This is a genomic window from Rhizobium sp. WYCCWR 11146, from assembly GCF_013591995.1.
GTDB classification, from domain to species: domain Bacteria; phylum Pseudomonadota; class Alphaproteobacteria; order Rhizobiales; family Rhizobiaceae; genus Rhizobium; species Rhizobium indicum.
The window spans coordinates 399479-424761 of the sequence record NZ_JACCEY010000016.1; the positions used below are offsets into that span (position 1 = coordinate 399479).

At 61.1% G+C, this 25283-nt stretch carries 22 protein-coding genes; 13 read left to right on the forward strand and 9 right to left on the reverse strand.

Features of this window, described 5'->3' with window-relative positions; all coding sequences use genetic code 11:
• The 4 genes from HX899_RS11975 to HX899_RS11990 form a co-directional block, all read left to right on the forward strand.
• Positions 1–607: aspartate/glutamate racemase family protein (locus HX899_RS11975; RefSeq protein WP_246697093.1), on the forward strand; the 607-nt coding region annotated here is incomplete at its 5' end.
• A 4-nt stretch (positions 608–611) separates the two neighbouring features.
• Positions 612–1223, forward strand: a complete 612-nt coding sequence (locus HX899_RS11980) for a flavin reductase family protein (RefSeq protein ID WP_181292551.1) — start codon at positions 612–614, stop codon at positions 1221–1223.
• Between the two features lie 88 nt (positions 1224–1311).
• Positions 1312–1809 (forward strand): heme-degrading domain-containing protein, encoded by a 498-nt coding sequence (locus HX899_RS11985; protein ID WP_138330473.1) that lies wholly within the window; start codon positions 1312–1314, stop codon positions 1807–1809.
• Between the two features lie 132 nt (positions 1810–1941).
• Positions 1942–2565 carry a DUF2799 domain-containing protein gene (locus HX899_RS11990; protein ID WP_138330474.1) on the forward strand — a complete coding sequence of 208 codons (624 nt, stop codon included), beginning with the start codon at positions 1942–1944 and terminating at the stop codon, positions 2563–2565.
• 9 nt (positions 2566–2574) lie between these two features.
• On the opposite strand, the gene HX899_RS11995 is transcribed toward HX899_RS11990, so the two are convergent.
• A complete protein-coding gene (locus HX899_RS11995) occupies positions 2575–3834 on the reverse strand; it encodes an AGE family epimerase/isomerase (protein ID WP_181292552.1) in 1260 nt (419 codons plus the stop codon).
• Between the two features lie 170 nt (positions 3835–4004).
• On the opposite strand from HX899_RS11995, the gene metH reads away from it, so the two are divergent.
• The gene (gene metH / locus HX899_RS12000) at positions 4005–7778 is read left to right on the forward strand and encodes a methionine synthase (protein WP_181292553.1); all 3774 of its coding nucleotides are present in this window, start codon (positions 4005–4007) and stop codon (positions 7776–7778) included.
• A gap of 133 nt (positions 7779–7911) precedes the next feature.
• On the opposite strand, the gene HX899_RS12005 is transcribed toward metH, so the two are convergent.
• The gene (locus HX899_RS12005) at positions 7912–8676 is read right to left on the reverse strand and encodes a GntR family transcriptional regulator (protein ID WP_011652849.1); all 765 of its coding nucleotides are present in this window, start codon (positions 8674–8676) and stop codon (positions 7912–7914) included.
• Positions 8673–9557 carry an N-acetylglucosamine kinase gene (locus tag HX899_RS12010; RefSeq protein ID WP_181292554.1) on the reverse strand — a complete coding sequence of 295 codons (885 nt, stop codon included), beginning with the start codon at positions 9555–9557 and terminating at the stop codon, positions 8673–8675. The genes HX899_RS12005 and HX899_RS12010 overlap by 4 nt, the downstream gene beginning before the upstream one ends.
• Positions 9558–10082: 525 nt before the next feature.
• Between HX899_RS12010 and HX899_RS12015 the strand changes: the two genes are divergently transcribed.
• The 5 genes from HX899_RS12015 to HX899_RS12035 all read left to right on the forward strand — a co-directional run bounded on the left by HX899_RS12015 (position 10083) and on the right by HX899_RS12035 (position 15423).
• Complete coding sequence (locus tag HX899_RS12015) at positions 10083–11342, forward strand: ABC transporter substrate-binding protein (protein WP_128438203.1); 1260 nt, start codon at positions 10083–10085, stop codon at positions 11340–11342.
• A 217-nt stretch (positions 11343–11559) separates the two neighbouring features.
• Entirely contained in the window at positions 11560–12507 is a 948-nt protein-coding gene (locus HX899_RS12020; RefSeq protein WP_138330478.1) for a carbohydrate ABC transporter permease, read from the forward strand.
• Positions 12508–12516: 9 nt separating this feature from the next.
• Positions 12517–13356, forward strand: coding sequence for a carbohydrate ABC transporter permease (locus HX899_RS12025; protein WP_138330479.1), 840 nt, complete (start codon positions 12517–12519; stop codon positions 13354–13356).
• Positions 13353–14411, forward strand: coding sequence for a Gfo/Idh/MocA family protein (locus tag HX899_RS12030; protein WP_181292555.1), 1059 nt, complete (start codon positions 13353–13355; stop codon positions 14409–14411). The genes HX899_RS12025 and HX899_RS12030 overlap by 4 nt, the downstream gene beginning before the upstream one ends.
• A 10-nt stretch (positions 14412–14421) precedes the next feature.
• On the forward strand, positions 14422–15423 hold the full coding sequence (locus tag HX899_RS12035) for an ABC transporter ATP-binding protein (protein ID WP_181292556.1): 1002 nt from the start codon (positions 14422–14424) through the stop codon (positions 15421–15423).
• Positions 15424–15498: 75 nt separating this feature from the next.
• Here the strand turns inward: HX899_RS12035 and HX899_RS12040 are convergent, their stop codons facing one another.
• The 6 genes from HX899_RS12040 to HX899_RS12065 all read right to left on the reverse strand — a co-directional run bounded on the left by HX899_RS12040 (position 15499) and on the right by HX899_RS12065 (position 20991).
• Positions 15499–15804: an NIPSNAP family protein gene (locus HX899_RS12040; RefSeq protein ID WP_012758329.1), complete on the reverse strand. Its 306-nt coding sequence runs from the start codon at positions 15802–15804 to the stop codon at positions 15499–15501.
• 196 nt (positions 15805–16000) lie between these two features.
• A complete protein-coding gene (locus HX899_RS12045; protein WP_164026608.1) occupies positions 16001–17062 on the reverse strand; it encodes an ABC transporter ATP-binding protein in 1062 nt (353 codons plus the stop codon).
• A gap of 12 nt (positions 17063–17074) precedes the next feature.
• Complete coding sequence (locus HX899_RS12050) at positions 17075–17863, reverse strand: ABC transporter permease (protein ID WP_026158775.1); 789 nt, start codon at positions 17861–17863, stop codon at positions 17075–17077.
• Entirely contained in the window at positions 17860–18753 is an 894-nt protein-coding gene (locus tag HX899_RS12055) for an ABC transporter permease subunit (protein ID WP_181292557.1), read from the reverse strand. Before HX899_RS12055 ends, HX899_RS12050 begins: the two co-directional genes overlap by 4 nt.
• Positions 18754–18823: 70 nt before the next feature.
• Positions 18824–19927: an ABC transporter substrate-binding protein gene (locus tag HX899_RS12060; protein WP_138330485.1), complete on the reverse strand. Its 1104-nt coding sequence runs from the start codon at positions 19925–19927 to the stop codon at positions 18824–18826.
• 191 nt (positions 19928–20118) lie between these two features.
• Positions 20119–20991, reverse strand: a complete 873-nt coding sequence (locus tag HX899_RS12065) for a MurR/RpiR family transcriptional regulator (RefSeq protein ID WP_017961343.1) — start codon at positions 20989–20991, stop codon at positions 20119–20121.
• A 177-nt stretch (positions 20992–21168) separates the two neighbouring features.
• Here HX899_RS12065 and HX899_RS12070 point away from each other — a divergent pair, with 177 nt between their 5' ends.
• The 3 genes from HX899_RS12070 (at position 21169) to HX899_RS12080 (ending at position 25131) form a co-directional block, all read left to right on the forward strand.
• Positions 21169–21939, forward strand: a complete 771-nt coding sequence (locus tag HX899_RS12070) for an N-formylglutamate amidohydrolase (RefSeq protein WP_181292583.1) — start codon at positions 21169–21171, stop codon at positions 21937–21939.
• A gap of 120 nt (positions 21940–22059) precedes the next feature.
• Positions 22060–23616 carry an amino acid permease gene (locus HX899_RS12075; protein ID WP_026157428.1) on the forward strand — a complete coding sequence of 519 codons (1557 nt, stop codon included), beginning with the start codon at positions 22060–22062 and terminating at the stop codon, positions 23614–23616.
• A gap of 147 nt (positions 23617–23763) precedes the next feature.
• On the forward strand, positions 23764–25131 hold the full coding sequence (locus tag HX899_RS12080) for a glutamine synthetase family protein (protein WP_181292558.1): 1368 nt from the start codon (positions 23764–23766) through the stop codon (positions 25129–25131).
• The last annotated feature ends 152 nt before the right edge of the window (positions 25132–25283 follow it).

The window sequence follows — 25283 nt, forward strand, 5'->3', positions numbered from 1 at the left end:
GCATTACGACGGGGCCTTAGCGATCCCTGGTCTGCTCGCCGAACTCAGGGACCGGCAGCCGGCAGGTTATGATGCGGCTGTTATCGCCTGTTTCGACGATACCGGGCTCGAAGCGGCGCGAACCTTTGCCGATGTCCCGATCCTCGGGCTTTGCGAATCCGCCGTGGTGACGGCGGGCTTCCTGGCACAGCGCTTCACCGTGGTGACGACACTGGAGCGCTCGCGGGTGCTGATCGACAATCTGGTGCGACGCTACGGCATGGGCGACCGCGCCAAGGTGCGCGCCTCCGACATCCCCGTGCTGGAGCTCGAAGATGCGGCCTCGGGCGCGATCGGCAAGCTCAGGGCCGAGATCGAGCGGGCGCTTTTAGAAGACGGCGCCGAGGCGATCGTGCTCGGCTGCGCCGGCATGACCGATCTGGCGCACGAGCTGCAGGAGATCTACGGCGTGCCTGTCGTCGATGGCGTCGCGGCCGCCGTCAAGCAGGCCGAAGCGCTGGTGTCGCTCGGGCTTTCCACCAGCAAGCGCGGCTCTTACGCGTCGCCGCTGCCGAAACCCTTCACCGGGGCGATGAGCGGTTTCTCGCCGGTCCTGAAGGACGGTTGAACCGATGTCCGTCTCTTTCGATTTCAAACAGCTCACCGAGCGCGAACGCTACAAGCTGATGATCGGCACGATCATTCCGCGCCCGATCGCGCTGGTGACGACGGTCGACGAGAATGGCCGGATCAACGCCGCACCCTTCAGTTTCTTCAATTGCCTTTCGGCCGATCCGCCGATCCTTGCGATCGGGGTCGAGAACAATGCCGACATGTCGTTCAAGGACACTGGCCACAATATCCGCATGACCGAAGTGTTCACGGTCAATATCGTCTCCTTGGCGATCGCCGAGGCGATGCATGTCTGCGGTGCCAAATATCCGCGCGGCGTCGACGAGTTGAAGGAAGCCGGCCTGACGGCGATGCCGGGTGAGAAGGTGGCCTCGCCCTTCATCGCCGAGGCGCCGGCCGCCTTCGAATGCAAGCGGCACGTGACGCTGGAGCTCGGCCGTTCGCGGCAGATCGTCATGGGCGAGATCGTTTACGCGCATTACCGCGACGGGGTGGTCGATCCTGAACGGCTGCACGTCGATCCGGCCGCGGTCGATGCCATTGCGAGGCTCGGCGGCGATACCTGCGCCACCATCCGCGACCGTTTCGAGATGCTGACGCCGAAGCTCTGACATCAGGGGTAGACCTAAGTTTTGCTTTACTTTTTCTCTTCTGATGAGAATGGTCTGCAGCAAATCATTGCAGGAGAGGGCGCCCATCATGACAATCGAGAACGATCTCAGCCGGATCGCGGAGCAGGAGAAAGCGCTGAGCTTCGACGCCTTCGACCTGACGACGGCATGGCAGCTCGGCAAGCTCCTGCAGGAACTCGCCACCGAGCGCGGCCTCGGCATCGCGATCGACGTGACCCTGCATTCGATGCCCGTTTTTTATGCGGCACTCCCGGGTGTGACACCCGACAACGTCAACTGGGTCCGCCGCAAGCGCAACATGGTGCTGCGTTATTTCCGCAGCAGCTATGCCTCCGGCCTGAAGCTGCAGAAGGATGGCAAGACGGTCGAGGATAACGGGCTTGATGGCGCCGACTATGCGCCGCATGGCGGCAGTTTCCCAATCAATCTCAAGGGTACCGGCTGCATCGGTGCCGTCACCGTCTCAGGACTGCCGCAGCGTGACGACCACAATCTCGCCGTCGAGGCGCTGGCGCTGATGCTTGCCAAGGATCTAGATACGCTGCGGCTCGCCCCGCCGCTTTGATGCGGTCTCTTCCGCCGTAATTTTGACAGAAAAAAGCCATGAAAACTGCAAAATCGCGTCGCCGCTCCGGTGACGTGGGCTTATCCTGCGGCTAAGCTGCGGCATCGCACTCCTCATCCTACCCGGGACGCCATGATCCGCTTGTTTCTTGCGCTTGCCGCCACCATCGGCTTCGGCCTTTTCCTTGCCTCCTGCAACACGCTGTCCAAGGAGGAATGCGTCGCTGCAGACTGGCGGGTGATCGGCGAGAGCGACGGCGCGGCGGGCCACGAGCCGCAACAGCGCTTCGCCGCACATGCGAAATCCTGCGAGCGGGTCAAGATCGTGCCCGATCAGACGATTTGGTTTCAGGGGTATCAGGCAGGTCTCGTGCGCTATTGCACGCCGCTTAGCGGGCTTGCGCGCGGCCAGGCAGGTAGCGGCTATGCCAATGTCTGCCCACCCGAGACCGCGCCCGGTTTCCTGCGCGGCTTCGGTCTCGGCAGCAAGCAGCACGAGCTGCAGACGCGCCTCAGCTCGATGCAGAACGACTACAGTTTCAAGGAGACCAGCATCGACGAGCTCTCCGACAAGCTGAGGGATGCCAAGGACGGTGACCGGTCGGAACTGCGCCGGCGGATCGAGGATCTGGAGGACGACCTGCACGACATCCGCCGCGACCAGCGCGACGTGCAGGACGATCTCGACCGCATCAACGAGGATGTCGAATGGTTCCAGCGGAACCCGAGCGCCGAGCTGCCGGCGCCGGGCTACTGATCCCCGGCCTCAGAGCTTGCCGCCAGCCTCAGTGATGCCTTTCGTCAGGCTGCCCGTGGCCGGGAAGAGCGGGATGAGGCAGGCCTGCAGGGCGTGATAGATATCGCCCTTGCCGGGAAACAGCGAGTGCGAGGGAACGAGATCTTCGGTCAGCTCCTCGTGCCAGCCGCCGTTCTTGTGGTCGATGAAGGCGCGTTCGATCACATTCCAGATTTTGCGGTAGCTCTCCTCATGGAAATCGCTCGGCAGGTGCTCGTTGAGGAAATGCGCGGCAGCCGCACCTTCGCAGGCTGGCCACCAGAGCTTGTTGCGCTTGGCGGGCTTGTCGTCCCAATCAAGCGTATAGAAGAAGCCGCCCTTGTCGTTGTCCCAGCCGAGCGCCATGGATTGCGCAAACAGCGCCTTCGCCGCATCCGGCATCCATTCGATCCGCTTGCCGCCGAGCGCCCAGAGCTGCAGGATGAGGCGGGTCCATTCCAGCCAGTGGCCGGGCGTTGTGCCGGCCGGGCGGAACATTTCGTTCGGGTGATAGTAATTCTTGTCGAGATTCCATTCGGCGTCGAAATGCTCGGCGACGCGCCAGTCGACCGAACCGGCGACGCGGCGGATGACGAGATCGGCGATGCTTTCGGCCTTGGTCAGATATTCCCTGTCGCCTGTCGCCTCGAAGGCCGCCATCAGCGCTTCGGTCAGGTGCATGTTGGAGTTCTGGCCACGATAGGTGCCGCCATCGAGCGGCTGCCAGCCGGCCGTGAATTCCTCGGCAATCGCGCCGTGTTTCGCCTCCCAGAACTTCGTGTTGAGGATCTCGGTGATATCGGCGAGCATGCCGTCGGCAAGCGGATGACCGATCGTCTTTGCGGATGAGGCGGCGAGCAGCACGAAAGCATGGCCATAGCCCTGCTTGTTGGAATCAGCGGGACCATCATTGTTGAGCGACCAGAAATAGCCGCCATTTTTCCGGTCGCGATGATGGTTCCAGATATAGTCCATGCCGTGGTCGACGACGTCGGAGGCTCCGGGACGGCCGAGCAAAGCGCCGATCGAGAAGCAATGCACGGCGCGCGCGGCGATATGGATGCCGCGAACCTGGCCATCGGCGTCGAGAGGCCCGCCTTCGTCGTCGAGATCGTAGAAGCCGCCCTTGGGGTTGACCGAATTGTGCTGGAAAAAATCGAAGAGACCATTCGCTTGGGTCAGCAGCCAGCCGCGGTGATAGGCGCGGGTCGTCCAGTTTCCAAGCACGGCGTTGCCGGTTGCGGGTGCCATGATGCTCCTCCGATTTCGTGCACAAAGCGTTGTAAACGCCTATATAGGCGTCGTGCGAGTCTGTCATCCGGCGAGATTTGCAAAGCACGAAATCGATAGGCATATATTGACATAAAGATATCTTTATGTGATTTGGACTATCTGGTCTTATGACGTCAAGGAGCCTTCCCGTGTTTGACAATCTCTTTGGTCCGGAAACGGGCAAGCGTGACGGCAGTGAAGTTTTCGCAGCTTTGAGACAAGCCGCGAGCGAACGCATCCTTGTTCTCGACGGCGCCATGGGCACGCAGATCCAGGGGCTTGGCTATGATGAAGACCAGTTCCGCGGAACGCGCTTCATGGGCTGCGCCTGTCACCAGAAGGGCAATAACGACCTTCTGATCCTGACCCAGCCGGACGCGATCGAAGAGATCCATTACAGATACGCCAAGGCCGGCGCCGATATTCTCGAGACCAACACCTTCTCCTCGACCCGCATCGCGCAGGCCGATTACGAGATGGAAGGTGCGGTCTACGACCTGAACAAGGAAGGTGCCGAGATCGTGCGCCGGGCAGCACAGCGCGCCGAGCGTGAGGATGGCCGCCGCCGCTTCGTCGCCGGCGCCATCGGGCCGACCAACCGCACCGCCTCGATCTCGCCCGACGTCAACAATCCCGGTTTTCGCGCCGTGACCTTCGACGATCTGCGTTCCGCCTATGGCGAGCAGATCGACGGGCTGATCGACGGTGGCGCCGACATCATCCTCATCGAGACGATCTTCGACACGCTGAACGCCAAGGCTGCGATCTTCGCCTGCGAGGAGCGCTTCGAGGCCAAGGGCGTGCGCCTGCCTGTGATGATCTCGGGCACGATCACCGATCTTTCCGGCCGCACGCTGTCCGGCCAGACGCCGTCGGCCTTCTGGAATTCGGTGCGCCATGCCAATCCCTTCACGATCGGGCTCAACTGTGCGCTCGGCGCCAACGCGATGCGCCCGCACCTGCAGGAGCTTTCGGGTGTTGCCGACACCTTCATCTGCGCCTATCCGAATGCCGGCCTGCCGAACGAGTTCGGCCAGTATGACGAAACGCCGGAGCTGATGGCGGCGCAGATCGACGGCTTCGCCCGCGAGGGCCTCGTCAATATCGTCGGCGGCTGCTGTGGCTCGACGCCCGAGCATATCAAGGCGATCGCCGAGACCGTTGCCAAGTACAAGCCGCGGCCGATCCCCGAGCATCGCCCCTTCATGTCGCTGTCGGGCCTCGAACCCTTCGAACTGACCAAGGACATTCCCTTCGTCAATGTCGGCGAGCGCACCAACGTCACCGGCTCCGCCCGCTTCCGCAAACTGATCACCAACGCCGATTTCACCGCAGCGCTCGATGTCGCCCGTGACCAGGTCGAGAACGGTGCGCAGGTGATCGACATCAACATGGACGAAGGTCTGATCGATTCCGAAAAGGCGATGGTCGAGTTCCTCAACCTGATCGCCGCTGAGCCCGACATCGCGCGTGTGCCTGTCATGATCGACTCGTCGAAGTTCTCGATCATCGAATCCGGCCTGAAGCGCGTCCAGGGCAAGCCGATCGTCAACTCGATCTCGCTGAAGGAAGGCGAAGAGAATTTCCTCGCCCAGGCGCGGCTGCTGCACAATTACGGCGCTGCCGTCGTCGTCATGGCCTTCGATGAGACGGGGCAGGCGGACAGCTACGAGCGCAAGGTGGATATCTGCACGCGCGCCTACAAGCTGCTGACAGAAAAGATCGGCTACCCGCCCGAGGACATCATTTTCGACCCGAACATCTTCGCGGTCGCGACCGGCATCGAAGAGCACAATAATTACGGCGTCGACTTTATCGAGGCGACGCGGACGATCCGCGAGCGCATGCCGCTGGTGCATATTTCGGGCGGCGTCTCGAACCTGTCCTTCTCGTTCCGCGGCAACGAGCCGGTGCGCGAGGCGATGCACGCCGTGTTCCTCTACCACGCCATCCAGGCGGGCATGGACATGGGCATCGTCAATGCCGGCCAGCTTGCCGTCTACGACAACATCGATCCCGAGCTGCGCGAGGCCTGCGAGGACGTGGTGCTGAACCGTCGTCCTGATGGTACCGAGCGGCTGCTCGAAGTGGCGGAGAAATTCCGTGGCGGCGCGGCACGCGAAGGTCGTGTCCAGGATCTTTCCTGGCGCGAATGGAGCGTCGAGAAACGTCTCGAGCATGCGCTGGTCAACGGCATCACCGAATATATCGAGGCCGATACCGAGGAGGCGCGCCAGCAGGCCGCGCGGCCGCTGCACGTCATCGAAGGACCGCTGATGGCCGGTATGAATGTCGTCGGTGACCTGTTCGGCTCGGGCAAGATGTTTCTGCCGCAGGTGGTCAAGTCGGCGCGCGTGATGAAGCAGGCGGTGGCCGTGCTGCTGCCCTACATGGAAGAGGAAAAGCGCCTCAACGGCGGCGACCAGCGCCGGTCGGCCGGCAAGATCCTGATGGCGACGGTCAAGGGCGATGTGCACGATATCGGCAAGAACATCGTCGGCGTCGTGCTTGCCTGCAACAATTACGAGATCGTCGACCTCGGCGTCATGGTGCCGGCGACGAAGATCCTCGAAACGGCCATTGCCGAAAAGGTCGACATCATCGGCCTTTCCGGCCTGATCACGCCGTCGCTCGACGAGATGGCGCATGTCGCCGCCGAGATGGAGCGCCAGGGCTTCGAGATTCCACTGTTGATCGGCGGGGCGACGACCAGCCGCGTGCATACGGCCGTGAAGATCCACCCTGGTTACAACAAGGGGCAGACGGTCTATGTCACCGATGCGAGCCGCGCCGTCGGCGTCGTCTCGGCGCTGCTGTCGCCGGAGACACGCAAGGGCTATGTCGACGATATCCGCGCCGAATATGCCAAGGTGGCGGCCGCCCATGCACGCAGCGAGGCCGAGAAGGTGCGCCTGCCGTTGCCCCGGGCGCGCGAGAATGCCCACAAGATCGACTGGTCCGCCCACCAGCCGGTGAAGCCGCAATTCTTCGGCACGCGAGTGTTCGAGGATTACGATCTGGCCGAGCTTGCCAAATACATCGACTGGACGCCGTTCTTCCAGACCTGGGAGTTGCGCGGCCGATATCCTGCCATTCTCGAAGACGAGAAGCAGGGCGAGGCAGCGCGTGCGCTCTGGGCCGATGCGCAGGCGATGCTGAAGAAGATCATCGACGAGAAGTGGTTCCGCCCGCGCGCCGTCATCGGCTTCTGGCCGGCAGGCGCTGTCGGCGACGACATTCGCCTGTTCACCGACGAGAGCCGCAGCCAAGAACTCGCCACCTTCTACACGCTGCGCCAGCAGCTTTCCAAGCGAGACGGGCGGCCGAATGTGGCGCTTTCCGATTTCGTGGCGCCGGTCTCAAGCGGTGTGCAGGATTATGTCGGCGGCTTCGTGGTGACGGCCGGTATCGAGGAAATCGCCATCGCCGAACGTTTCGCGCGGGCGAACGACGATTATTCCTCGATCCTCGTCAAGGCGCTGGCCGACCGCTTCGCCGAAGCCTTCGCCGAACGTATGCATGAGCAGGTGCGGCGCGAATACTGGGGCTATGCGAAGGACGAGACGCTCAGCAAGGAGGATCTCATCACCGAAGCCTATGCCGGCATCCGCCCGGCACCCGGTTATCCCGCCCAGCCCGATCACACGGAAAAGGCAACGCTCTTCAAGCTGCTCGATGCTGAAAAAGCCGCCGGCGTGAAGCTGACGGAGAGTTATGCGATGTGGCCGGGTTCCTCGGTCTCCGGCCTCTATATCGGCCATCCCGACTCCTATTATTTCGGCGTCGCCAAGGTGGAGCGCGATCAGGTGGAGGATTATGCGGCCCGCAAGGATATGGCGGTTTCCGAAGTCGAGCGTTGGCTCGGGCCGGTGCTGAACTACGTGCCGCGCAAGACCGAAACCGAGATCGAGGATGCGGCGTAAGCGGCCGCTTGGCGTCGTCCGCTGATAAAGTGATTCAAGAAACGAGGAAGCCGGAAAGTGATTCACTTTCCGGCTTCATGCTTTTGAAAATCAAGAAGATTTTTCTGTTGAACCGGTGATGTCGGCTTTGCGGTCAAGTCACCGCGATCGTCAGCTCCGCGACGAAATCATAGGCGTCGCCGCGATAGAGTGAGCGGGTGAATTCGACGGCGCGGCCGGAGCCGAGATAGGAAATGCGCTCGATCGACAGGCCGGCCGCACCGACGGAGACACCGAGAAGCTGGGCGTCGGCTTCCTTCATGTTGGTGGCCGAGATGCGCTGCACTGCGCGCACCGGGCGGACCTGGAGGCGTTCGAGTTCGGCATAGAGCGAATTGGTGACGGCCGACGGATCGGGCAGGAATTCGCCGGAGACGCTGGCATTCTCGATCGCCAGCGGCTGGTCGTCGGCGATGCGCAGGCGGGAAAGGCGCGAAACCTTGACGTCGGTGCCGAGGCCAAGGATCATCATCTCGTCGGGCGAGGGGGTGTGGATGCCCTTGTGCAGCCATTCGGAGCGGGAGGACATGCCGCGGCGCGCCATATCCTCAGTAAAGGAGGTGAGCTGCGACAGGCGTTGCTCGACCTTGGAGACCGGCTTGGCGACGAAGGTGCCCGAGCCGTGGCGGCGCACCAGCAGGCCATCGGCGACAAGTTCGTCGATCGCCTTTCGCACGGTGACGCGGCTGACGGCGGCGAATTCGGCGATGTCGCGTTCCGGCGGCAGCGCATCGCCGTGGCCGAGCGTGCCGGTGCGCACGGCCTCTTCGAGCATGCGGCGCAGCTTGACGTAGAGCGGGCCGGTGCCGGCGGCCTGCAAGCGCTCCAGGGATAGGATGGTAGCGAGGTCGTCGCTCATGCCGCACCTCTCTGCCTGTCGTTCAAGAGCTTCACCGCAAGTTCCACCGCGCCGTGCAAGGCATCGTTCTTCGGTCTGGCGAGCAGCGGCCTGTAGCGTTCGGAAAGCCAGGGTTCATAAGCTTCGGCAAGACCTCCGAGCAGGCAGATCGACGGGCATTCGGACCAGAGCAGCGCGTCGAGGCTTTCGCCGATCGCCGTTGCCGCATCCGTGACGATGCCGACCGCGATAGCATCGCCCTTGGCCGCATGTTCGAAGACGATCGGTGCGTAGCGGGCAAAGTCCTTCGGTCTTGCCGAGTGCGCGTATTCGACGATGTGCTCGGGATCGTTGCCATATTCGGTCATGACCGCTTCGGTGATCGGCGATGCCGGGCGCACTCTGTCGTGGGCGAGCAGCGATCTTTCCAGGAGGTCGCGGCCGAGGCGGGCGCCGCTTGCCTGGTCGCCAACAACGGAACCCCAGCCGCCGATGCCGTTCAGCCGGCCGCCCTTGCGGGCATTATAGACGGAGCCTGTTCCGAAGGCGCCAACGATGCCGTCGGCATCGCCGAGCGCGCCCTGCAGGGCGATCAGTGCATCGGTGACGACGCGGCCTTCGGCAAAGGGCAGGGCCTTTTCGATTCGCCTGCCGTAATCGCCGACATTCGCCCCGGCGACGCCGACGACGGCTGCGACAGAGGAAAGGGTTTCAGCAGAAAGCCCGGCATCGCCTAGCGCCTGCCGCGCGGATTCGATGATGTTGAGAAGAGAGTTTTCCAGATCCGACAGGATGTTGGCAGGGCCGGCTTTGCCGCGGCCGATGACATTGCCGTTCCTATCCGCGACTGCGGCCCGGCAGCTCGTTCCGCCGCCGTCTATGCCGATTGCAAGCTCCGTCATCGGGCCTCCGAATATGCCGTTCCCCATGTTTTTTAATACAATACCAAAAAAATACCATTTACCAAGTGGGAATGAGGAAGAAAATCAATCTTTTTATCTTATTGATTTTGCTTGATTAAATTTTTTAATGAATTTTATCAGGCCGAAAAGTTAAATTAGTCTGGACAATTGGTATTTTTTTGGCATTAATTCGGCAAAAGGGAACAGCACTTCGAGGCCCGCGAAAATCGGCAGTTAAGCCAAGCCGGAACCGCTTCGAAGGTGATCGAGATGACGACCCGCCGGTCTATCAGCTGGTGGCGAATTCAGGCGTCCATCGGCTTTCCCCATCATTTCGCCGCCCCGGTGCAGCCACCGGGAAGGCGCGCAGTCCGGCCGCAGGCGATCCGCCTTCGTGTCCGTCGAGCTTTCGGGACCGGCATTGCTGGCGGTCCTCCAAGGGGCATTGGGTGTTACCTCAAACACGCCAATTGCTTGTTTCAGATCGAAAACAGCGCCTAACGGCGCTTAAAACAGGAGAGGGAAATGAAAAACACTGCTCTGAAAAGCTTGCTGCTTGCCTCCAGTCTGCTGAGTTCAGCGGGCCTCGTCCATGCCGCCGACGTCACGCTGACGGTCGAAAGCTGGCGTAACGACGACCTGCAGATCTGGCAGGAAAAGATCATCCCGGCTTTCGAAGCCAAGAACCCGGGCATCAAGATCGTTTTCTCACCGACCGCGCCGACCGAATACAACGCCTCGCTGAATGCCAAGCTCGATGCAGGCTCCGCAGGCGATATCATCACCTGCCGTCCGTTCGATGCCTCGCTCGAACTCTTCAACAAGAAGCAGCTCACTGACATCACCAGCCTGCCTGGCATGGAGAACTTCTCGCCGGTCGCCAAGGCCGCCTGGAGCACCGACGACGGCAAGTCGACCTTCTGCGTGCCGATGGCTTCTGTCATCCACGGCTTCATCTACAACAAGGATGCCTTCGACAAGCTCGGCATCTCTGTGCCGAAGACCCAGGACGAGTTCTACGCAGCGCTCGACAAGATCAAGGCCGACGGCACCTACATTCCGCTCGCCATGGGCACGAAGGACCTCTGGGAAGCCGCTACCATGGGCTACCAGAATATCGGCCCGAACTACTGGAAGGGTGAGGATGGCCGCGCCGCCCTGATCGCCGGCAAGCAGAAGCTGACGGATGCCGACTGGGTCAAGCCCTATGAAGAGCTTGCCAAGTGGAAGCCCTATCTCGGCGACGGCTTCGAAGCCCAGACCTATTCGGACAGCCAGAACCTGTTCACGCTCGGTCGTGCCGCGATCTATCCGGCCGGCTCGTGGGAAATCTCGCTGTTCAACAGCCAGGCGCAGTTCAAGATGGGCGCCTTCCCGCCGCCGGTTCCGAAGGCCGGCGACACGGGCTACATCTCCGACCATCCGGATATCGGTGTCGCTCTGAACACCAAGAGCACGCATGCCGAGGAAGCCAAGAAGTTCCTCAGCTGGGTCGCTTCGCCTGAGTTCGCCGATATCTACGCCAACGCGCTGCCGGGCTTCTTCAGCCTGAACTCTAACCCGGTCAAGATGTCCGATCCGCTCGCTCAGGAATTCGTCTCCTGGCGCGGCCCGTACAAGTCGACGGTGCGCTCGACCTATCAGATCCTGTCGCGCGGCACGCCGAACCTCGAAAACGAGACCTGGGTCGAATCGGCCAATGTGATCAACGGCACGGATACGCCGGCGGTTGCTGCCGAGAAGCTCCAGAAGGGCCTCGACAGCTGGTACAAGCCGGCCAAGTGATGTGATCAGGGGCGGCTTTTGCTGCCCCTCATCCGGCCTGCCGGCCACCTTCTCCCCGCTCGCGGGGAGAAGGAGACTCGCAGCGACCTCCCAGCCCGATATGGCATCTTAGCAGGGCGTGTTCCCTCTCTTCCCAGGTGGCAGAGAGTTAGGGTGAGGCGCAACGTTTTCCACCTGTGCTGCCGTTGCAGCCAGTCGACAAGAACAGGCAAAAGCCATGAGCGAAACCGACAACGCGGCCGATATCGTCCCGATCAAGCGCCCGGTGCGCTGGCATATTTTCGTCTTTATGCTGCCGGCCCTGATCATCTATTCCGCCGTCATGGTGCTGCCGCTCATCGAAACCCTGAGGCTCTCGCTCTACAATACGGTCGACGGGCAGCCGGCCTTCGTCGGACTGGCAAATTTCAAGGTGCTGTTTGGCGATGCGCGCTGGGCGCGCGATTTCTGGAATGCGCTCGTCAACAACCTGATCTTCTTTGCCATCCACATGTGCGTGCAGAACCCGATCGGCGTGGCGCTAGCCGCCCTGCTTTCGGTGCCGAAGCTGCGCGGCGTTGCCTTCTACCGCACGGCGATGTTCCTGCCGACGCTCTTGTCCTTCGTCATCGTCGGTTTCATCTGGAAGCTCATCCTTTCGCCGATCTGGGGCGTGGCGCCCTGGATGCTCGATCTCATCGGCTTGAAATTCCTGTTCGCGCCCTGGCTCGGCCAGTCCGGCCCGGCGCTGATCGCAGTGTCACTGATCTCCAACTGGCAATATATCGGCATTCCGATGATGCTGATCTATGCGGCCCTTCTGAGCATCCCCGAGGAGGTGATTGAGGCGGCCGAATGCGACGGCATCACCGGCTGGGCGCAATTCTGGAAGATCAAGCTGCCGCTCATCCTGCCGGCGATCGGCATCATCTCGATCCTGACCTTCGTCGGCAATTTCAACGCCTTCGACCTGATCTACACCGTGCAGGGGGCGCTTGCTGGGCCTAACATGTCGACCGACATTCTCGGGACGCTGCTCTACCGCACCTTCTTCGGTTTCCAGCTTCAGCTCGGCGACCGCTCGATGGGGGCGACGATCGCCACAGTGATGTTCCTCATCATCCTCGCCGGCGTCTCGCTTTATCTCTTCGTCATCCAGCGGCGCATGCGTCGCTATCAATTCTGAGGAGCGCGCATGTCCAAGGCACGCACATCTCCCATCCGCACCGGCCTCGTGCACCTGGCGTTGAGCGCCTATACGCTGGTCGCGCTGTTTCCGGTGTTTCTGACCATCATCAACTCGTTCAAGGATCGCGCCTCGATCTTCCGCGAGCCGCTGATGATCCCGACACCATCGACCTTCAGCCTCGTCGGCTATCAGACGGTGTTGGGGCAGGGCGATTTCGCCACCTATTTCCAGAACAGCTTCATCGTCACGATCGTCTCGATCCTGCTGGTGCTGCTCTTCGGCGCCATGGCGGCGTTCGCGCTCTCGGAGTATCGCTTCCGCGGCAATATGCTGCTGGGCCTCTACATGGCGATCGGCATCATGATCCCGATCCGTCTCGGCACGGTGGCGATCCTGCAGGGCATGGTGGCGGCCGGCCTCGTCAATACGCTGACGGCGCTGATCCTGGTCTATACTGCGCAGGGCATACCGCTGGCGATCTTCATCCTGTCGGAGTTCATGCGCACGGTTTCGGACGATCTGAAGAATGCCGGGCGCATCGACGGGCTTTCCGAATATGCGATCTTCTTCCGCCTGGTGCTGCCGCTGGTGCGCCCGGCCATGGCGACGGTCGCCGTCTTCACGATGATCCCGATCTGGAACGACCTCTGGTTCCCGTTGATCCTGGCGCCCTCCGAGGCCACCAAGACGGTCACGCTCGGCTCGCAGATCTTCATCGGCCAGTTCGTCACCAACTGGAACGCGGTGTTGGCGGCGCTGTCGCTGGCGATCCTGCCGATCCTCGTCCTCTACGTCATCTTCTCGCGGCAGCTGATCCGCGGCATCACGTCAGGAGCCGTCAAGTGACTGAAAAACCGATCCGCGTCCTCGTTGCCGGCCTCGGCAATATGGGCCGCAGCCATGCGCTCGCCTATCACAACAATCCCGGCTTTGAGATCGTCGGTCTCGTCAACCGCTCGACGCCGCAATTGGAACCTGAGCTGCAGGGCTATACGATCCATCCCGACTTCATGACGGCGCTGGCCGAGCTGAAGCCGGACCTCTGCTCCATCAACACCTATTCCGACAGCCATGCCGATTATGCGGTCGCTGCCTTCGAGGCCGGCTGCGATGTCTTCGTGGAAAAGCCGCTGGCAACCACCGTCGCCGATGCCGAGCGCGTCGTCGCGGCAGCTGGGAAGGCGGGGCGCAAGCTGGTGATCGGCTATATCCTTCGCCATCATCCTTCCTGGATGAAGCTGATCGAAGAGGCGCGCAAGCTCGGCCCGCCTTACGTCTTCCGCATGAACCTCAACCAGCAGTCCAGCGGCCCGACCTGGGCGACGCATAAGTCGCTGATGCGCACCACCTCGCCGATTGTCGATTGCGGTGTGCATTATGTCGACGTCATGTGCCAGATCACTGACGCGAGGGCCGTCGAGGTGCGCGGCATGGGGCTGCGCATGTCCGACGAGATCGCTGCCGACATGTATAATTACGGTCACCTGCAGGTGCTGTTCGAGGATGGTTCCGTCGGCTGGTACGAAGCCGGCTGGGGTCCGATGATTTCGGAAACCGCCTTCTTCGTGAAGGATGTGATGTCGCCGAAGGGCGCGGTGTCGATCGTCATGGATCCGAACGCCAAGTCCGACGATATAGACACGCACACCAAGACCTCGGTGATCCGGCTGCATACGGCAGAGACCGGGCCTGACGGCAAGTTCATCCGGCCCGACCAGGACATGACGATGGAAGGCGAACCTGGCCATCAGGCGCTCTGCGACCTGGAACAGGCCTTCATGCTGAGGGCGATCCGCGAGGATCTGGACCTCGACCGCCATATGGCGGATGCGGTGGCGTCGCTGCGCATCTGCCTTGCCGCCGACGAGAGCGTGCGTACCGGCCAACCGGTCAGATTGTAAGGGAAAGACAGTGGGATCGCTTCAACTCAAATCCATCCGCAAGACCTATGGCACGCATGAAGTGCTGAAAGGCATCGACCTCGAGGTCAAGGACGGCGAATTCGTCATCTTCGTCGGGCCGTCGGGCTGCGGGAAATCGACGCTGCTGCGCAGCATTGCAGGCCTCGAAGACGTTACCTCGGGCGCCGTCGTCATCAACGGCCGCGATGAGACGCTGACGCCGCCGGCCAAGCGCGGCATCGCCATGGTGTTTCAGTCCTACGCGCTTTATCCGCATCTGACGGTCAAGGACAATATGGGGCTCGGGCTCAAGCAGGCCGGCACCGCCAAGGATGAGATCGAAAGGCGTGTCGGCAAGGCGTCCGGCATGCTCTCGCTGGAACCCTATCTCGCGCGCCGGCCGGCCGAACTCTCCGGCGGCCAGCGCCAGCGCGTCGCCATCGGCCGCGCCATCGTGCGCGAACCGGAACTCTTCCTGTTCGATGAGCCGCTGTCGAACCTAGATGCGGCGCTGCGCGTCCAGACCCGCCTCGAAATCGCCCGGCTGCACCGCAGCCTGAAGGCAACGATGATCTATGTCACCCACGACCAGGTCGAGGCGATGACGCTTGCCGACAAGATCGTTGTCCTGAATGCCGGGGCGATCGAGCAGATCGGTTCGCCGATGGAACTCTACAAACGACCGGCCAATGTTTTCGTTGCCGGCTTCATAGGCTCGCCGCAGATGAATTTCATCGCGGCCGAGAAGGTCGGCGATCATAGCGCCAAGACGATCGGCGTGCGTCCCGAACACGTGACGTTATCGCGCGAACAGGGGACTTGGGCTGCGAAGGTCGTGCATGTCGAGCATCTCGGCGCGGACACGATCATCTATCTGGAATCCGACCAGTGCGGCCTGTTGACGGCGCGCCTGTTTGGCGAGCATCAGTACGAGCCGGACGAGATCGTCCATGCGACGCCGGACCAGGCGCACGTGCATCGTTTCGATGTCGACGACCAGGCGATCCGCTAAGCGCATGACAGAACGAAAAAAGCCCCGCCAGCCAGCCTCGCGGGGCTTTTTCATTTCCCGTCGTGCATGGTTCGCTCAACCGAGCACGGGCCGCATGAAGCTGCGTTCATAGCTGACGATACTGCGGTTGCGTTTGTCGAGCTCGAAAGCGGCCTGACATTCCGGATCGCTGGCCATGCGCGTGCGATAGTCCTCGTAGGCGGCAAGGCTCGGGAAGGAAAACAAGGCAACGGCAATGTTGTTGGCGCCTTCGGACGGCAGGAAATAACCGTGATGGGTGCCACCCATCCTGTTGACGATCGGAATCCAGAGCCGGGCATATTCTTCGAATTCGGCTAGCTTGTAGGGATCGATCACATAACGCAGGTGGCAGGTAATCATTGAAATATCCCATCAGGTAAGATGCTGGGCGGAAGGCTGCCCGGCTGATTTGGTTTGCTCAACTTCTGACATCGAGCTGGGGGAGTTCAAGTGCTTTCTGGTGATGGCTGCATCACGATTGCTGACGGCTCGAACGAGCTGAAATGAAAAAAAGCGCCGTTTTGCGGCGCCTTTTGTCTCAGCGGTATTGGCGAAATCAGTCGCGGATGATGAGCAGGTCGGCTGCCATGAAGCGCAGGGTTACCGTTTCGCCTGCCTGCGGCGGGGTGGTGCCCGGGCTGTTGAACATGTCGAAGGAGATGACGTTGCCTCCGACATTCATGCGGGTGCGGATGACCGACCCCAGGAAGTGGGCCGAAACGACCTGGCCGGTCAGCGCCGTGTCGCTCTTGACGCTGTCAGAGAGCGAGCCCGCTTCCGGGCGCAGCGCCAGCGAGATGGTTTCGCCAGCCTTGTGAGCGGCGACCGACTGCTTCAGCGTTATGCCCTGATCACCGATCTGGATGCGGTTGCTGTCGGGATCGACGACCTTGGCTTCGATCAGGTTCAGCGTGCCGACGAAGGAGGCGACGAAGCGCGTTGCCGGCGTATTGTAGATCTCGAAAGGCGAACCGATCTGGTCGGCCTTGCCGGCATTCATGACGACGATGCGGTCGGAGATCGAAAGGGCTTCTTCCTGATCATGGGTGACGAAGACCGTGGTGATGCCGAGCTGCTGCTGGATCTGGCGGATTTCCTCGCGCAGCGACACGCGGATCTTGGCGTCGAGTGCGGAGAGCGGCTCGTCGAGCAGCAACACTTGCGGCTTTACGGCGAGCGCACGGGCAAGGGCGACTCGCTGCTGCTGGCCGCCCGACAGTTGATAGGGGAAGCGGTCGGCCAGGTGATCGAGCTTGATCAGGCCGAGCATTTCCTTGACGCGGGCGTCGATCTCAGGTTTTGGGGCGCCGGCGACCTTGAGACCGAAGGCGACATTGTCGTGTACCGTCATGTTGGGGAAGAGCGCGTAGGCCTGGAACACCATGCCGATATTGCGCTGGTTCGGCTTCAGCGCGCTTTGGTCCTTGCCGTTGATGGTCAGCGTGCCGCCGGTTGGCGTTTCGAAGCCGGCGATCATGCGCAGAACGGTCGTCTTGCCGCAGCCCGACGGCCCGAGGAAGGAGACGAACTCACCCTTCTCGATGTTCATGTTGAAGTTCTTGACGACCTGAACCGGGCCGAAGGATTTTTGAATGTTGTTCAGCGTGAGAAAAGACATGAGCCAGATACCTTAAGCCTTTGCCGGGCGGGCTTTGCCGACGCGGGAAACGATGTTGAGCAGGCCCATGCTGAGCCAGGTGATCGAGAAGGCGATGACGGCAAGCGCCGAAGGCTCATAGGCCTTGTTGGCGCCAACGAGCTGCAGGTAGGGACCGAAGGCCGGACGGTTCAGAAGTGCGGCAAAGGTGAATTCGCCCATGACGATCGCGAGCGTGATGAAAGCGCCTGAGAGCACGCCGCTCATGACGTTGGGGAAAATGCATTTGAACATGATGGTCGTCCATCGGGCGCCGAGGCTTTCGGCCGCTTCTGTCAGCGTGCGGACGTCGATGGCGCGCATGGCGGTATCGACTGCGCGGTACATATAGGGCAGGGACAGGGTGATATAGGAGAAGACCAGCAGGATATTGGTGCCGGTCGTCGAACCCGTCAGCGGCAGGTAGGACGAAGAATTATACATCCTGAGGTATCCGAAGACGATGACGATCGCCGGAATGACAAGCGGCAGCAACGTGATGAATTCGACGACCGGACGCATCTGCGGCAGCCGCAGCCGCACCCAATAGGCCGTCGGCACGACGAGCAGCATGCCGAAGACGATGGTGAGCAACGCCATCAGCATCGAATAGCCGAAGGTCTCCCGGAACTGAATGTCGGAGAATACCGACTCATAAGCATCGAGGCTGTATTCGCCACGGCGCATGCGTAATGAAAACTCGATTGTGCCGATCAACGGGATGATAAAGTAGGACGCGCCGAGAATGATGGCGATCCAGGCTCCGAGACGTTGAGCTTTCATTTCTGCCACCGTTCGGCGCGCATGCGCAGCATGAGGTAAAGGACGTTGGAGACGCCGGTGATGACGATCATGCCGAGCGCGATGGCGTAACCGAGGTTGGCATTGTGCAGAACGTCGCCGCGGATCTGCGCATAGAGCAGGATCGGCACGATGTTCAGCGAGCTGCCGGTCAGCGCGAAAGCGGTGGCAATGGCGCCGAAAGCGTTGGCGAAGAGCAGCAGCGTCGTGCCGAGAAGGCTCGGCCAAAGGATCGGCAGCGCGACCATCGTCCAGTACTGGCGGTTGGTGGCGCCAAGAATCTGCGAGGCTTCGCGCCATTCCTTCTTCATGCCGTCGAGGGCCGGCGTCAGAATCAGCACCATCAGCGGGATCTGGAAATACATGTAGGTGATGGTGAGGCCGAAGAAGGACAGCAGGTTGAAGCCGGTGCCGTAGAGATTGAAGCCGAACCATTCGCGCAGGAGGATCGTCACAAGGCCGGTGCGGCCGAGCGTTGCGAGGAAGGCGAAGGCGAGCGGCACGCCGGCGAAATTCGAGGCGACGCCGGAGAAGGTCAGCAGCGTCGAGCGCACGGAGGCGGGCAGGCCGCCGAGCACGACGGCCCAGGCAAGGAAAAAGCCGATCAACGCGCCGCCGAGGGCGGAGGCGACCGAGATACGGATACTGATCCAGTAAGCGCTCATGATCGATGGCGTAAAAAGATCGCCGATATTCTTCAGCGTGAAATCGCCCTCGGGCGTCAGGAACGCGCCCACCACGAGATAAAGCGTGGGCATGATCAGGAACAGCAGGGAGAATATAATGAAGGGTGCGATGCCCAGCCAGTCGATCACGCGGTCTTTGTTGATCAAGGGGGCACTGCTCGCCATCGGCGTTGAAACGGTGCTCATGGAAAAGCTCATCCTGGGGCGTCGGAGTGAGAAAACCTCCCCGCCTTGCGGCGGGGAGGCAGGATCAAAGTTACTGAACGTTGGCGCCGACGACGGAATCCCAGTTCTTGGTAATGGTTTCCTTGCCGGCGGCCTGCTCTTCCAGCGTCGGGAAGACAGCCTTTTCATAGGCTGCTGCTGGCGGCAGCTTATCGAGCAGTTCCTTCGGGATCTTGTTGTTCTTGGCAAGATCGTTGAACCGGATCGGGTGGCAATAGCCCTTCAGCCAGCCGAGCTGACCTTCGTCGGAGTAGAGGTATTCCATCCAGAGCTTGGCAGCGTTCGGGTGCGGAGCGAAGGCTGAGATAGCCTGGACGTAGACGCCGGCAACGACGCCGGTCTTCGGAACGACGACCTCGAACGGAGGATTGCCCTTCAGGCCTTCGCCCCAGGAGAGGGCGTTATAGTCCCAGGCGATGACGATCGGCGTGGAGCCCTGCGCGAAGGGAGCAGCCTTGCCGACGACCGGCACGAAATTGCCGCTCTTGTTCAGTTCGGCGAAGAACTTCAGGCCTTCCTCGCCTGCCTTGGCCGCGTCGCCGCCGGATGCGGAAAGACCAGCGGCATAGACGCCCTGGACAGCCTGGTTGGCGCTGCGCGGATCGCCTGCGAGGGCGACGCTGTTTGCATAGTCGCTCTTCTTCAGGTCGGCCCAGTCAGTCGGCGATTCCTTGACGAGATCCTTGTTCACCAGGAGCGCGAGAACGCCGTAATAGTCGCCGTACCAGTAGCCTTCAGCATCCTTGGCGGTATCCGGAATGGAATCCCAGGTGGAGACCTTATAAGGCTGGATCAGGCCGTCTTTCTTGGCGGACGGGCCGAAAGAGAGGCCGACGTCGATGACGTCAGGAGCCTGCGGGCCGGTGTTGCCCTTGTTGGCCTTGATGGCTTCGATTTCGTCGCCCGAACTTGCATCCGGGTTCAGTTCGTTGACCTCGATGCCGTACTTGGCCTTGAAGCCGGCAATGACGTCGCCATAGCCGCACCAGCTGTGCGGCAGAGCGATCGTCGTCAGGCTGCCTTCCTTTTTGGCGGCGGCGATAAGTTCAGCGCTCGGCTCGGCGGCGGCAATCGCGGTCGAAGCCATGATCATCGCAGTAGAAAGCGACAGAAGTCGAGAAATGTTAGAGATCACTGTTGTTCTCCTTCGGGTTTTCAGTGTCTGGCGATGCTGTTAATGAGATTACATGAAGCTTGTGTGACAGTTCGATGACGTTAATTCTGCTGTGAATAACGGGGGTTGCGACAAATGTTTTATTTGCGACAACGCCGTCTGTTTCCGCGAAAAATCCGCCATTGTTTTTCTTCTGTTTTAGTCTTGTCCTCCTAACCCGGTTTACGGAAAAGCCTGGTTTGCTCGAACAGGCCTTCCAGTGTCTTCATGCGCTCCTTCGTCTCGTCCCAGGTCGAGTTCTGAACGGCCTCGATCAGCGCTTCGACGATGAAAAGGGTAACGACGGAGGAATCCCAAGCCGATGGCGCCTCGATCCGGACGCGGAAGGCATGCCTGGCGAGCTTGGCGGCCGGCGAACCCCACTGATCGGTGAAGACGATGATTTCGGCGCCGCGTTTGCGGGCGGCGGTCGCAAGGCTCACCATCTCCTGCTCATAGCGGCGGATGTCGAAGATGATCAGGATGTCGCCGGCATTCATGTTGAGGACATATTGCGGCCAGCTGCTGGAATTCGACGATAGCAGCGTCGTTGCCGGCCGGATCACCTGCATATGGGTGAAGAAATATTCGGCAAGCGCGCCAGTGATGCGGCCGCCGACGAAATAAAGGCCGCGCTTGCGGTCGGAGAGCAACGCGGCGACGCTGTCGAACGTCGCGGTGTCGAGATCAGTCAGCGTCTGGCGTAGATTGCCCATGATGGCATCGGCGAAACGGTTGAGAATATGGGTGCCCGGCGCGTTCTGCGCCCAGCGGTCGTGCTTGGCGATCGGGTTCGAGATCGTCGCCTCGACTTCCTGATGCAGATGCGCCTGAAAGTCCGGATAACCCTTGAAGCCGAGCTTCTGCACCATGCGCACGACGGTCGGCGTCGAGACGCCGGCGTTCTCGGCGATCGTGGTGATGCTGCCGAGCCCGGAGACCGGATAATTATCGAGCAGGCTTTCGGCCAGCTGCTTCTCGGCACGCGTCAACACCCCCAAATGCGAGTGTATGACGTCCGAAACCGTCTTCGACGCAACTGTCACTTAATATGCTCCCCGGGATGGTCTGGCGCCACTTTCCCACTCAAAGTTAACAACGCTGTCATAATCCATGTCAACCACTGTCATGAAAAGAAATTTTCAGTCGATGCTTGACACCGGTCGAAACCTGAAGAATTCTTTTCTTCATCAAGAATTTGTTAAGGGATAGGAGTGGCGCCTTTGGTGCTGGCCCGGCCGAAAATCCTCAGTGAAGCGGACGGTGACTGCGTCGGGATCGAACGTATCCACGGCCGGAGCCCGGTGCTTCTGATCTGCGAGCACGCTTCGAATTCGCTGCCAGCCGTTTTCGGCGATCTCGGCCTGCCCAGCGAAGCGCTCTCCAGTCACATTGCCTGGGACCCGGGCGCGCTTGCGGTCGCCCGCAGCATATCGGAAGCGCTGGACGCGACGCTCGTTTACCAGCGGTTCTCGCGGCTTGTCTACGATTGCAACCGGCCGCCCAGTTCACCCGGCGCCATGCCGGAGACCAGCGAGATCTACGCCATTCCCGGCAACAAGGATTTGAGCCCCGAAGAACGGCTTGCGCGCACCGATGCGCTCTACGTGCCTTTCCACGACGCCATTCGCGGGCTGATCCGCGATCGCCGGGCGAGGGCACAGGACAGCATCATCGTGACGATGCACAGCTTTACGCCGGTCTATCACGGCCGCGAACGCGCCGTCGAACTCGGCATATTGCACGATGAGGACAGCCGGCTTGCCGACCTTATGCTGGCGGCTGCGGCCGAGGCGCCGCTTTACAGGACGGAACGCAACGAGCCTTACGGGCCTGAGGACGGCGTGACTCACACGCTGATCCTGCACGGGCTTTCGAACGGCTTGCGCAATGTGATGATCGAGGTCCGCAATGACCTCATCGCAGACGATATCGGCCAAGGGGTCATGGCCGACTATCTGAAAGGGCTGCTCCAGCAAAGTCTGGACGCCTGACATAAAAAGAAGACCCGAGGGAGCAGTCTAACTGCGGACGTCCGCATGGCGCAAATGCCGCGGACAATTGGCACTGAATCGGCCCGCAATTCCGCGGCCGATCGTGAACAGGGGGAAGTCATGTCGGATTATACCGAACTGGACAAGAAGCAGGATGTGCACATCCTGCATTCCATGGGTTATGCCCAAGAACTCGAACGACGCATGAGCTCGTTTTCGAACTTTGCCGTCTCATTTTCCATCATCTGCATTCTCTCCGGCGGCATCAATTCGCTGGCGCAGGCGACCTCGGGTGCCGGCGGCGCGGCCATCGGCATCGGCTGGCCGGTCGGCTGCTTCATCTCGCTCGTCTTCGCCATCGGCATGGCGCAGATCAGCTCGGCCTATCCGACGGCCGGCGGCCTCTATCACTGGAGCTCGATCCTCGGAAACCGCTTCACCGGCTGGGTGACCGCCTGGTTCAACTTGCTCGGTCTCGTCACCGTGTTGGGCGCCATCAATGTCGGCACCTACTATTTCTTCATGGGTTCGTTCGGCACGAGCTATCTCGGGCTGACCGACACGACGACGGTGCGCATCATCTTCCTCGTGGTCATCACCGGCGCGCAGGCGCTCGTGAACCATATGGGCATCGGACTGACCGCGAAGCTGACCGATTTCTCGGGTTATCTCATCTTCGCGACCGCTATCGCGCTTTCGGCCGTCTGCCTCATCGCAGCGCCCTCCTATGAGATCGGCCGTCTTTTCACCTTCGCCAACTATTCCGGCGAGGTCGGCGGCAATGTCTGGCCCTCCACCTCTGGTGCCTGGGTCTTCCTTCTCGGCCTGCTGCTGCCGATCTACACCATTACCGGCTATGATGCCTCGGCGCATACGTCGGAAGAGACGGTCAAGGCTGCCGAATCGGTGCCGCGCGGCATGGTTGCCTCGGTGCTCTGGTCGGCGCTTTTCGGCTATATCATGCTGTGCGCCTTCGTGCTCATGCTGCCGAATATGGATGATGCGGCAAAGCAGGGCTGGAACGTGTTCTTCTGGGCGATGGACAGCCAGGTCAACCCGATCGTCAAGGACATTCTCTATCTTGCCATCCTCGTCAGCCAGTGGCTGTGCGGCCTTGCGACCGTTACCTCGGTCTCGCGCATGATCTTCGCCTTCTCGCGTGACGGCGGTCTGCCGGCGTCGAAGGTCCTGTCGAAAGTCAGCCCAAAGTACCGCACGCCGGTGGCTGCAATCTGGACCGGCTCGATCCTCTCGGTTCTGTTCGTCTGGGGCTCCTCGCTCGCTACGATTGGTGACACGCCGGTCTATACGATCGTCGTCTCGTGCACGGTCATCTTCCTGTTCTTCTCCTTCGCGATCCCGATCACGCTCGGCCTGTTCGCCTGGGGCACGTCGAAGTGGGACAAGATGGGACCGTGGAACCTCGGCGAAGGCGTCTTCAAGCTCTTTGCCGTGCTGACCGTCATCGCGATGATCCTGATCTTCATCCTCGGCATTCAGCCGCCGAACGAATGGGCGCTCTACATCACCGTCGGTTTCCTGGTGCTGACGGCGATCGTCTGGTTCGGCTTCGAAAGCCGCCGCTTCAAAGGGCCGCCGATCGGTGCGGAAGTGGCAAAGCGTCAGGCCGAGATCGCGGCCGCCGAAGCAGCCGTCGGCGAAAGCGGCGAAAACTAAGCATCGAGGCTTCCCTCTCAAATGGCGGGGCCGCATCCTGCGGCCCCATCACCGGTACAACGAAAAGGCATCGGGCCGTAAAGTCCGGCCGAGCGCATGCGATTTCGTTGCCCCGATTTTCTCAATCCCAATTCAGGCGGAACAATCATGAGCAGCAGCTACACAATCGACGATCTCAGGAAGGATGTTGCCGAAGGGCGCATCGACACGGTTCTGGCCTGCCAGGTGGATATGCAGGGCCGACTGATGGGCAAGCGTTTCCAAGCGGAATATTTCGTCGAGAGCGCCTGGAAGGAAACGCATAGCTGCAACTACCTGATCGCCACCGACATGGAGATGGAGACCGTCTCCGGCTACAAGGCGACGAGTTGGGAGAAGGGCTACGGCGACTACACGATGAAGCCGGATCTTGCGACGCTGCGTCGTATTCCCTGGCTGGAAGGCACCGCGCTGGTGCTTTGCGATATGCTCGATCATCATACGCACGAGGAGGTCGCCCACTCGCCGCGCGCGATCCTGAAGAAGCAGGTGAAGCGGCTCGAAGATATGGGCATGAAGGCCTACATGGCCTCGGAGCTCGAATTCTTCCTGTTCGACCAGAGCTACGAGGCGGCGCAGGCTTCCGGCTACCGCAACCTCAAGCTCGTCAGCGCCTATAACGAGGACTACCACATCTTCCAGACCACCAAGGAGGAAGAGGTGATGCGGGCGATCCGCACCGGGCTGCAGGGCGCCGGCATCCCGGTCGAGAACTCCAAGGGTGAGGCGTCGGCCGGCCAGGAGGAAATCAACGTGCGCTACGCCGATGCGCTCGCCATGGCCGACCGGCACGCGATCATCAAGAACGGCTGCAAGGAGATTGCCTGGTCGAAGGGCAAGGCTATCACCTTCCTGGCCAAGTGGAATTACAATGCTGCCGGCAGTTCCTCGCATATCCACCAGTCGCTCTGGAGCCTGGAGGAAAAGCCGCTTTTCTTCGACCATACCGGCAAATACGGCATGTCGCCGCTGATGCATAATTACGTCGCCGGGCTTCTCGCTCATGCGAGCGAGATCACCTATTTCCTGGCGCCCTACATCAACTCCTACAAGCGCTTCATGGCCGGCACGTTTGCGCCGACCAAGGCGATCTGGAGCAAGGACAACCGCACCGCCGGCTATCGCCTGTGCGGCGAAGAGACCAAGGGTATCCGTATCGAGTGCCGCGTTGGCGGCTCCGATCTCAATCCCTATCTCGCCTTCGCCGCGCTGCTTGCCGCCGGCATTGACGGCATCGAGAACAAGCTCGAACTGGAAGCCCCCTTCGTTGGCGACGCCTATGGTGGCAAGGGCGTTCGCGAGATCCCGCGCACGCTGCGCGCGGCCACGGCGGCGATGATGGAATCGGCGATGCTACGCAAGGCCTTCGGCGACGACGTGATCGACCACTATACGCGCGCCGGCGAATGGGAGCAGGAAGAATACGACCGCCGCATCACCGATTGGGAAGTGGCGCGGGGTTTCGAAAGAGCTTAATAGGCATTTGCGATTTGCTTGCCCCTCACCTTAACCCTCTCCCCGTAAAAACGGGGAGAGGGGACGTGCCAAACGCAGCGTCGATGTTAGGGAAAGCCGGTGCGGTATATCCCCTTCGCCCCGTTTGCGGGGAGAGGTGCCGGCAGGCGGAT

Coding starts and splice junctions, on each gene's coding strand:
- HX899_RS11985 (WP_138330473.1), top strand. CDS start 1,312: ATGACAATCGAGAACGATCTCAGCCGGATCGCGGAGCAGGAGAAAGCG.
- HX899_RS12045 (WP_164026608.1), bottom strand. CDS start 17,062: ATGTCTTTTCTCACGCTGAACAACATTCAAAAATCCTTCGGCCCGGTT.
- HX899_RS12010 (WP_181292554.1), bottom strand. CDS start 9,557: ATGACGGAGCTTGCAATCGGCATAGACGGCGGCGGAACGAGCTGCCGG.
- HX899_RS12080 (WP_181292558.1), top strand. CDS start 23,764: ATGAGCAGCAGCTACACAATCGACGATCTCAGGAAGGATGTTGCCGAA.
- HX899_RS12005 (WP_011652849.1), bottom strand. CDS start 8,676: ATGAGCGACGACCTCGCTACCATCCTATCCCTGGAGCGCTTGCAGGCC.
- HX899_RS12055 (WP_181292557.1), bottom strand. CDS start 18,753: ATGAGCACCGTTTCAACGCCGATGGCGAGCAGTGCCCCCTTGATCAAC.
- HX899_RS12075 (WP_026157428.1), top strand. CDS start 22,060: ATGTCGGATTATACCGAACTGGACAAGAAGCAGGATGTGCACATCCTG.
- HX899_RS12015 (WP_128438203.1), top strand. CDS start 10,083: ATGAAAAACACTGCTCTGAAAAGCTTGCTGCTTGCCTCCAGTCTGCTG.
- HX899_RS12020 (WP_138330478.1), top strand. CDS start 11,560: ATGAGCGAAACCGACAACGCGGCCGATATCGTCCCGATCAAGCGCCCG.
- HX899_RS12025 (WP_138330479.1), top strand. CDS start 12,517: ATGTCCAAGGCACGCACATCTCCCATCCGCACCGGCCTCGTGCACCTG.
- HX899_RS12040 (WP_012758329.1), bottom strand. CDS start 15,804: ATGATTACCTGCCACCTGCGTTATGTGATCGATCCCTACAAGCTAGCC.
- HX899_RS12050 (WP_026158775.1), bottom strand. CDS start 17,863: ATGAAAGCTCAACGTCTCGGAGCCTGGATCGCCATCATTCTCGGCGCG.
- HX899_RS11980 (WP_181292551.1), top strand. CDS start 612: ATGTCCGTCTCTTTCGATTTCAAACAGCTCACCGAGCGCGAACGCTAC.
- HX899_RS11990 (WP_138330474.1), top strand. CDS start 1,942: ATGATCCGCTTGTTTCTTGCGCTTGCCGCCACCATCGGCTTCGGCCTT.
- HX899_RS11995 (WP_181292552.1), bottom strand. CDS start 3,834: ATGGCACCCGCAACCGGCAACGCCGTGCTTGGAAACTGGACGACCCGC.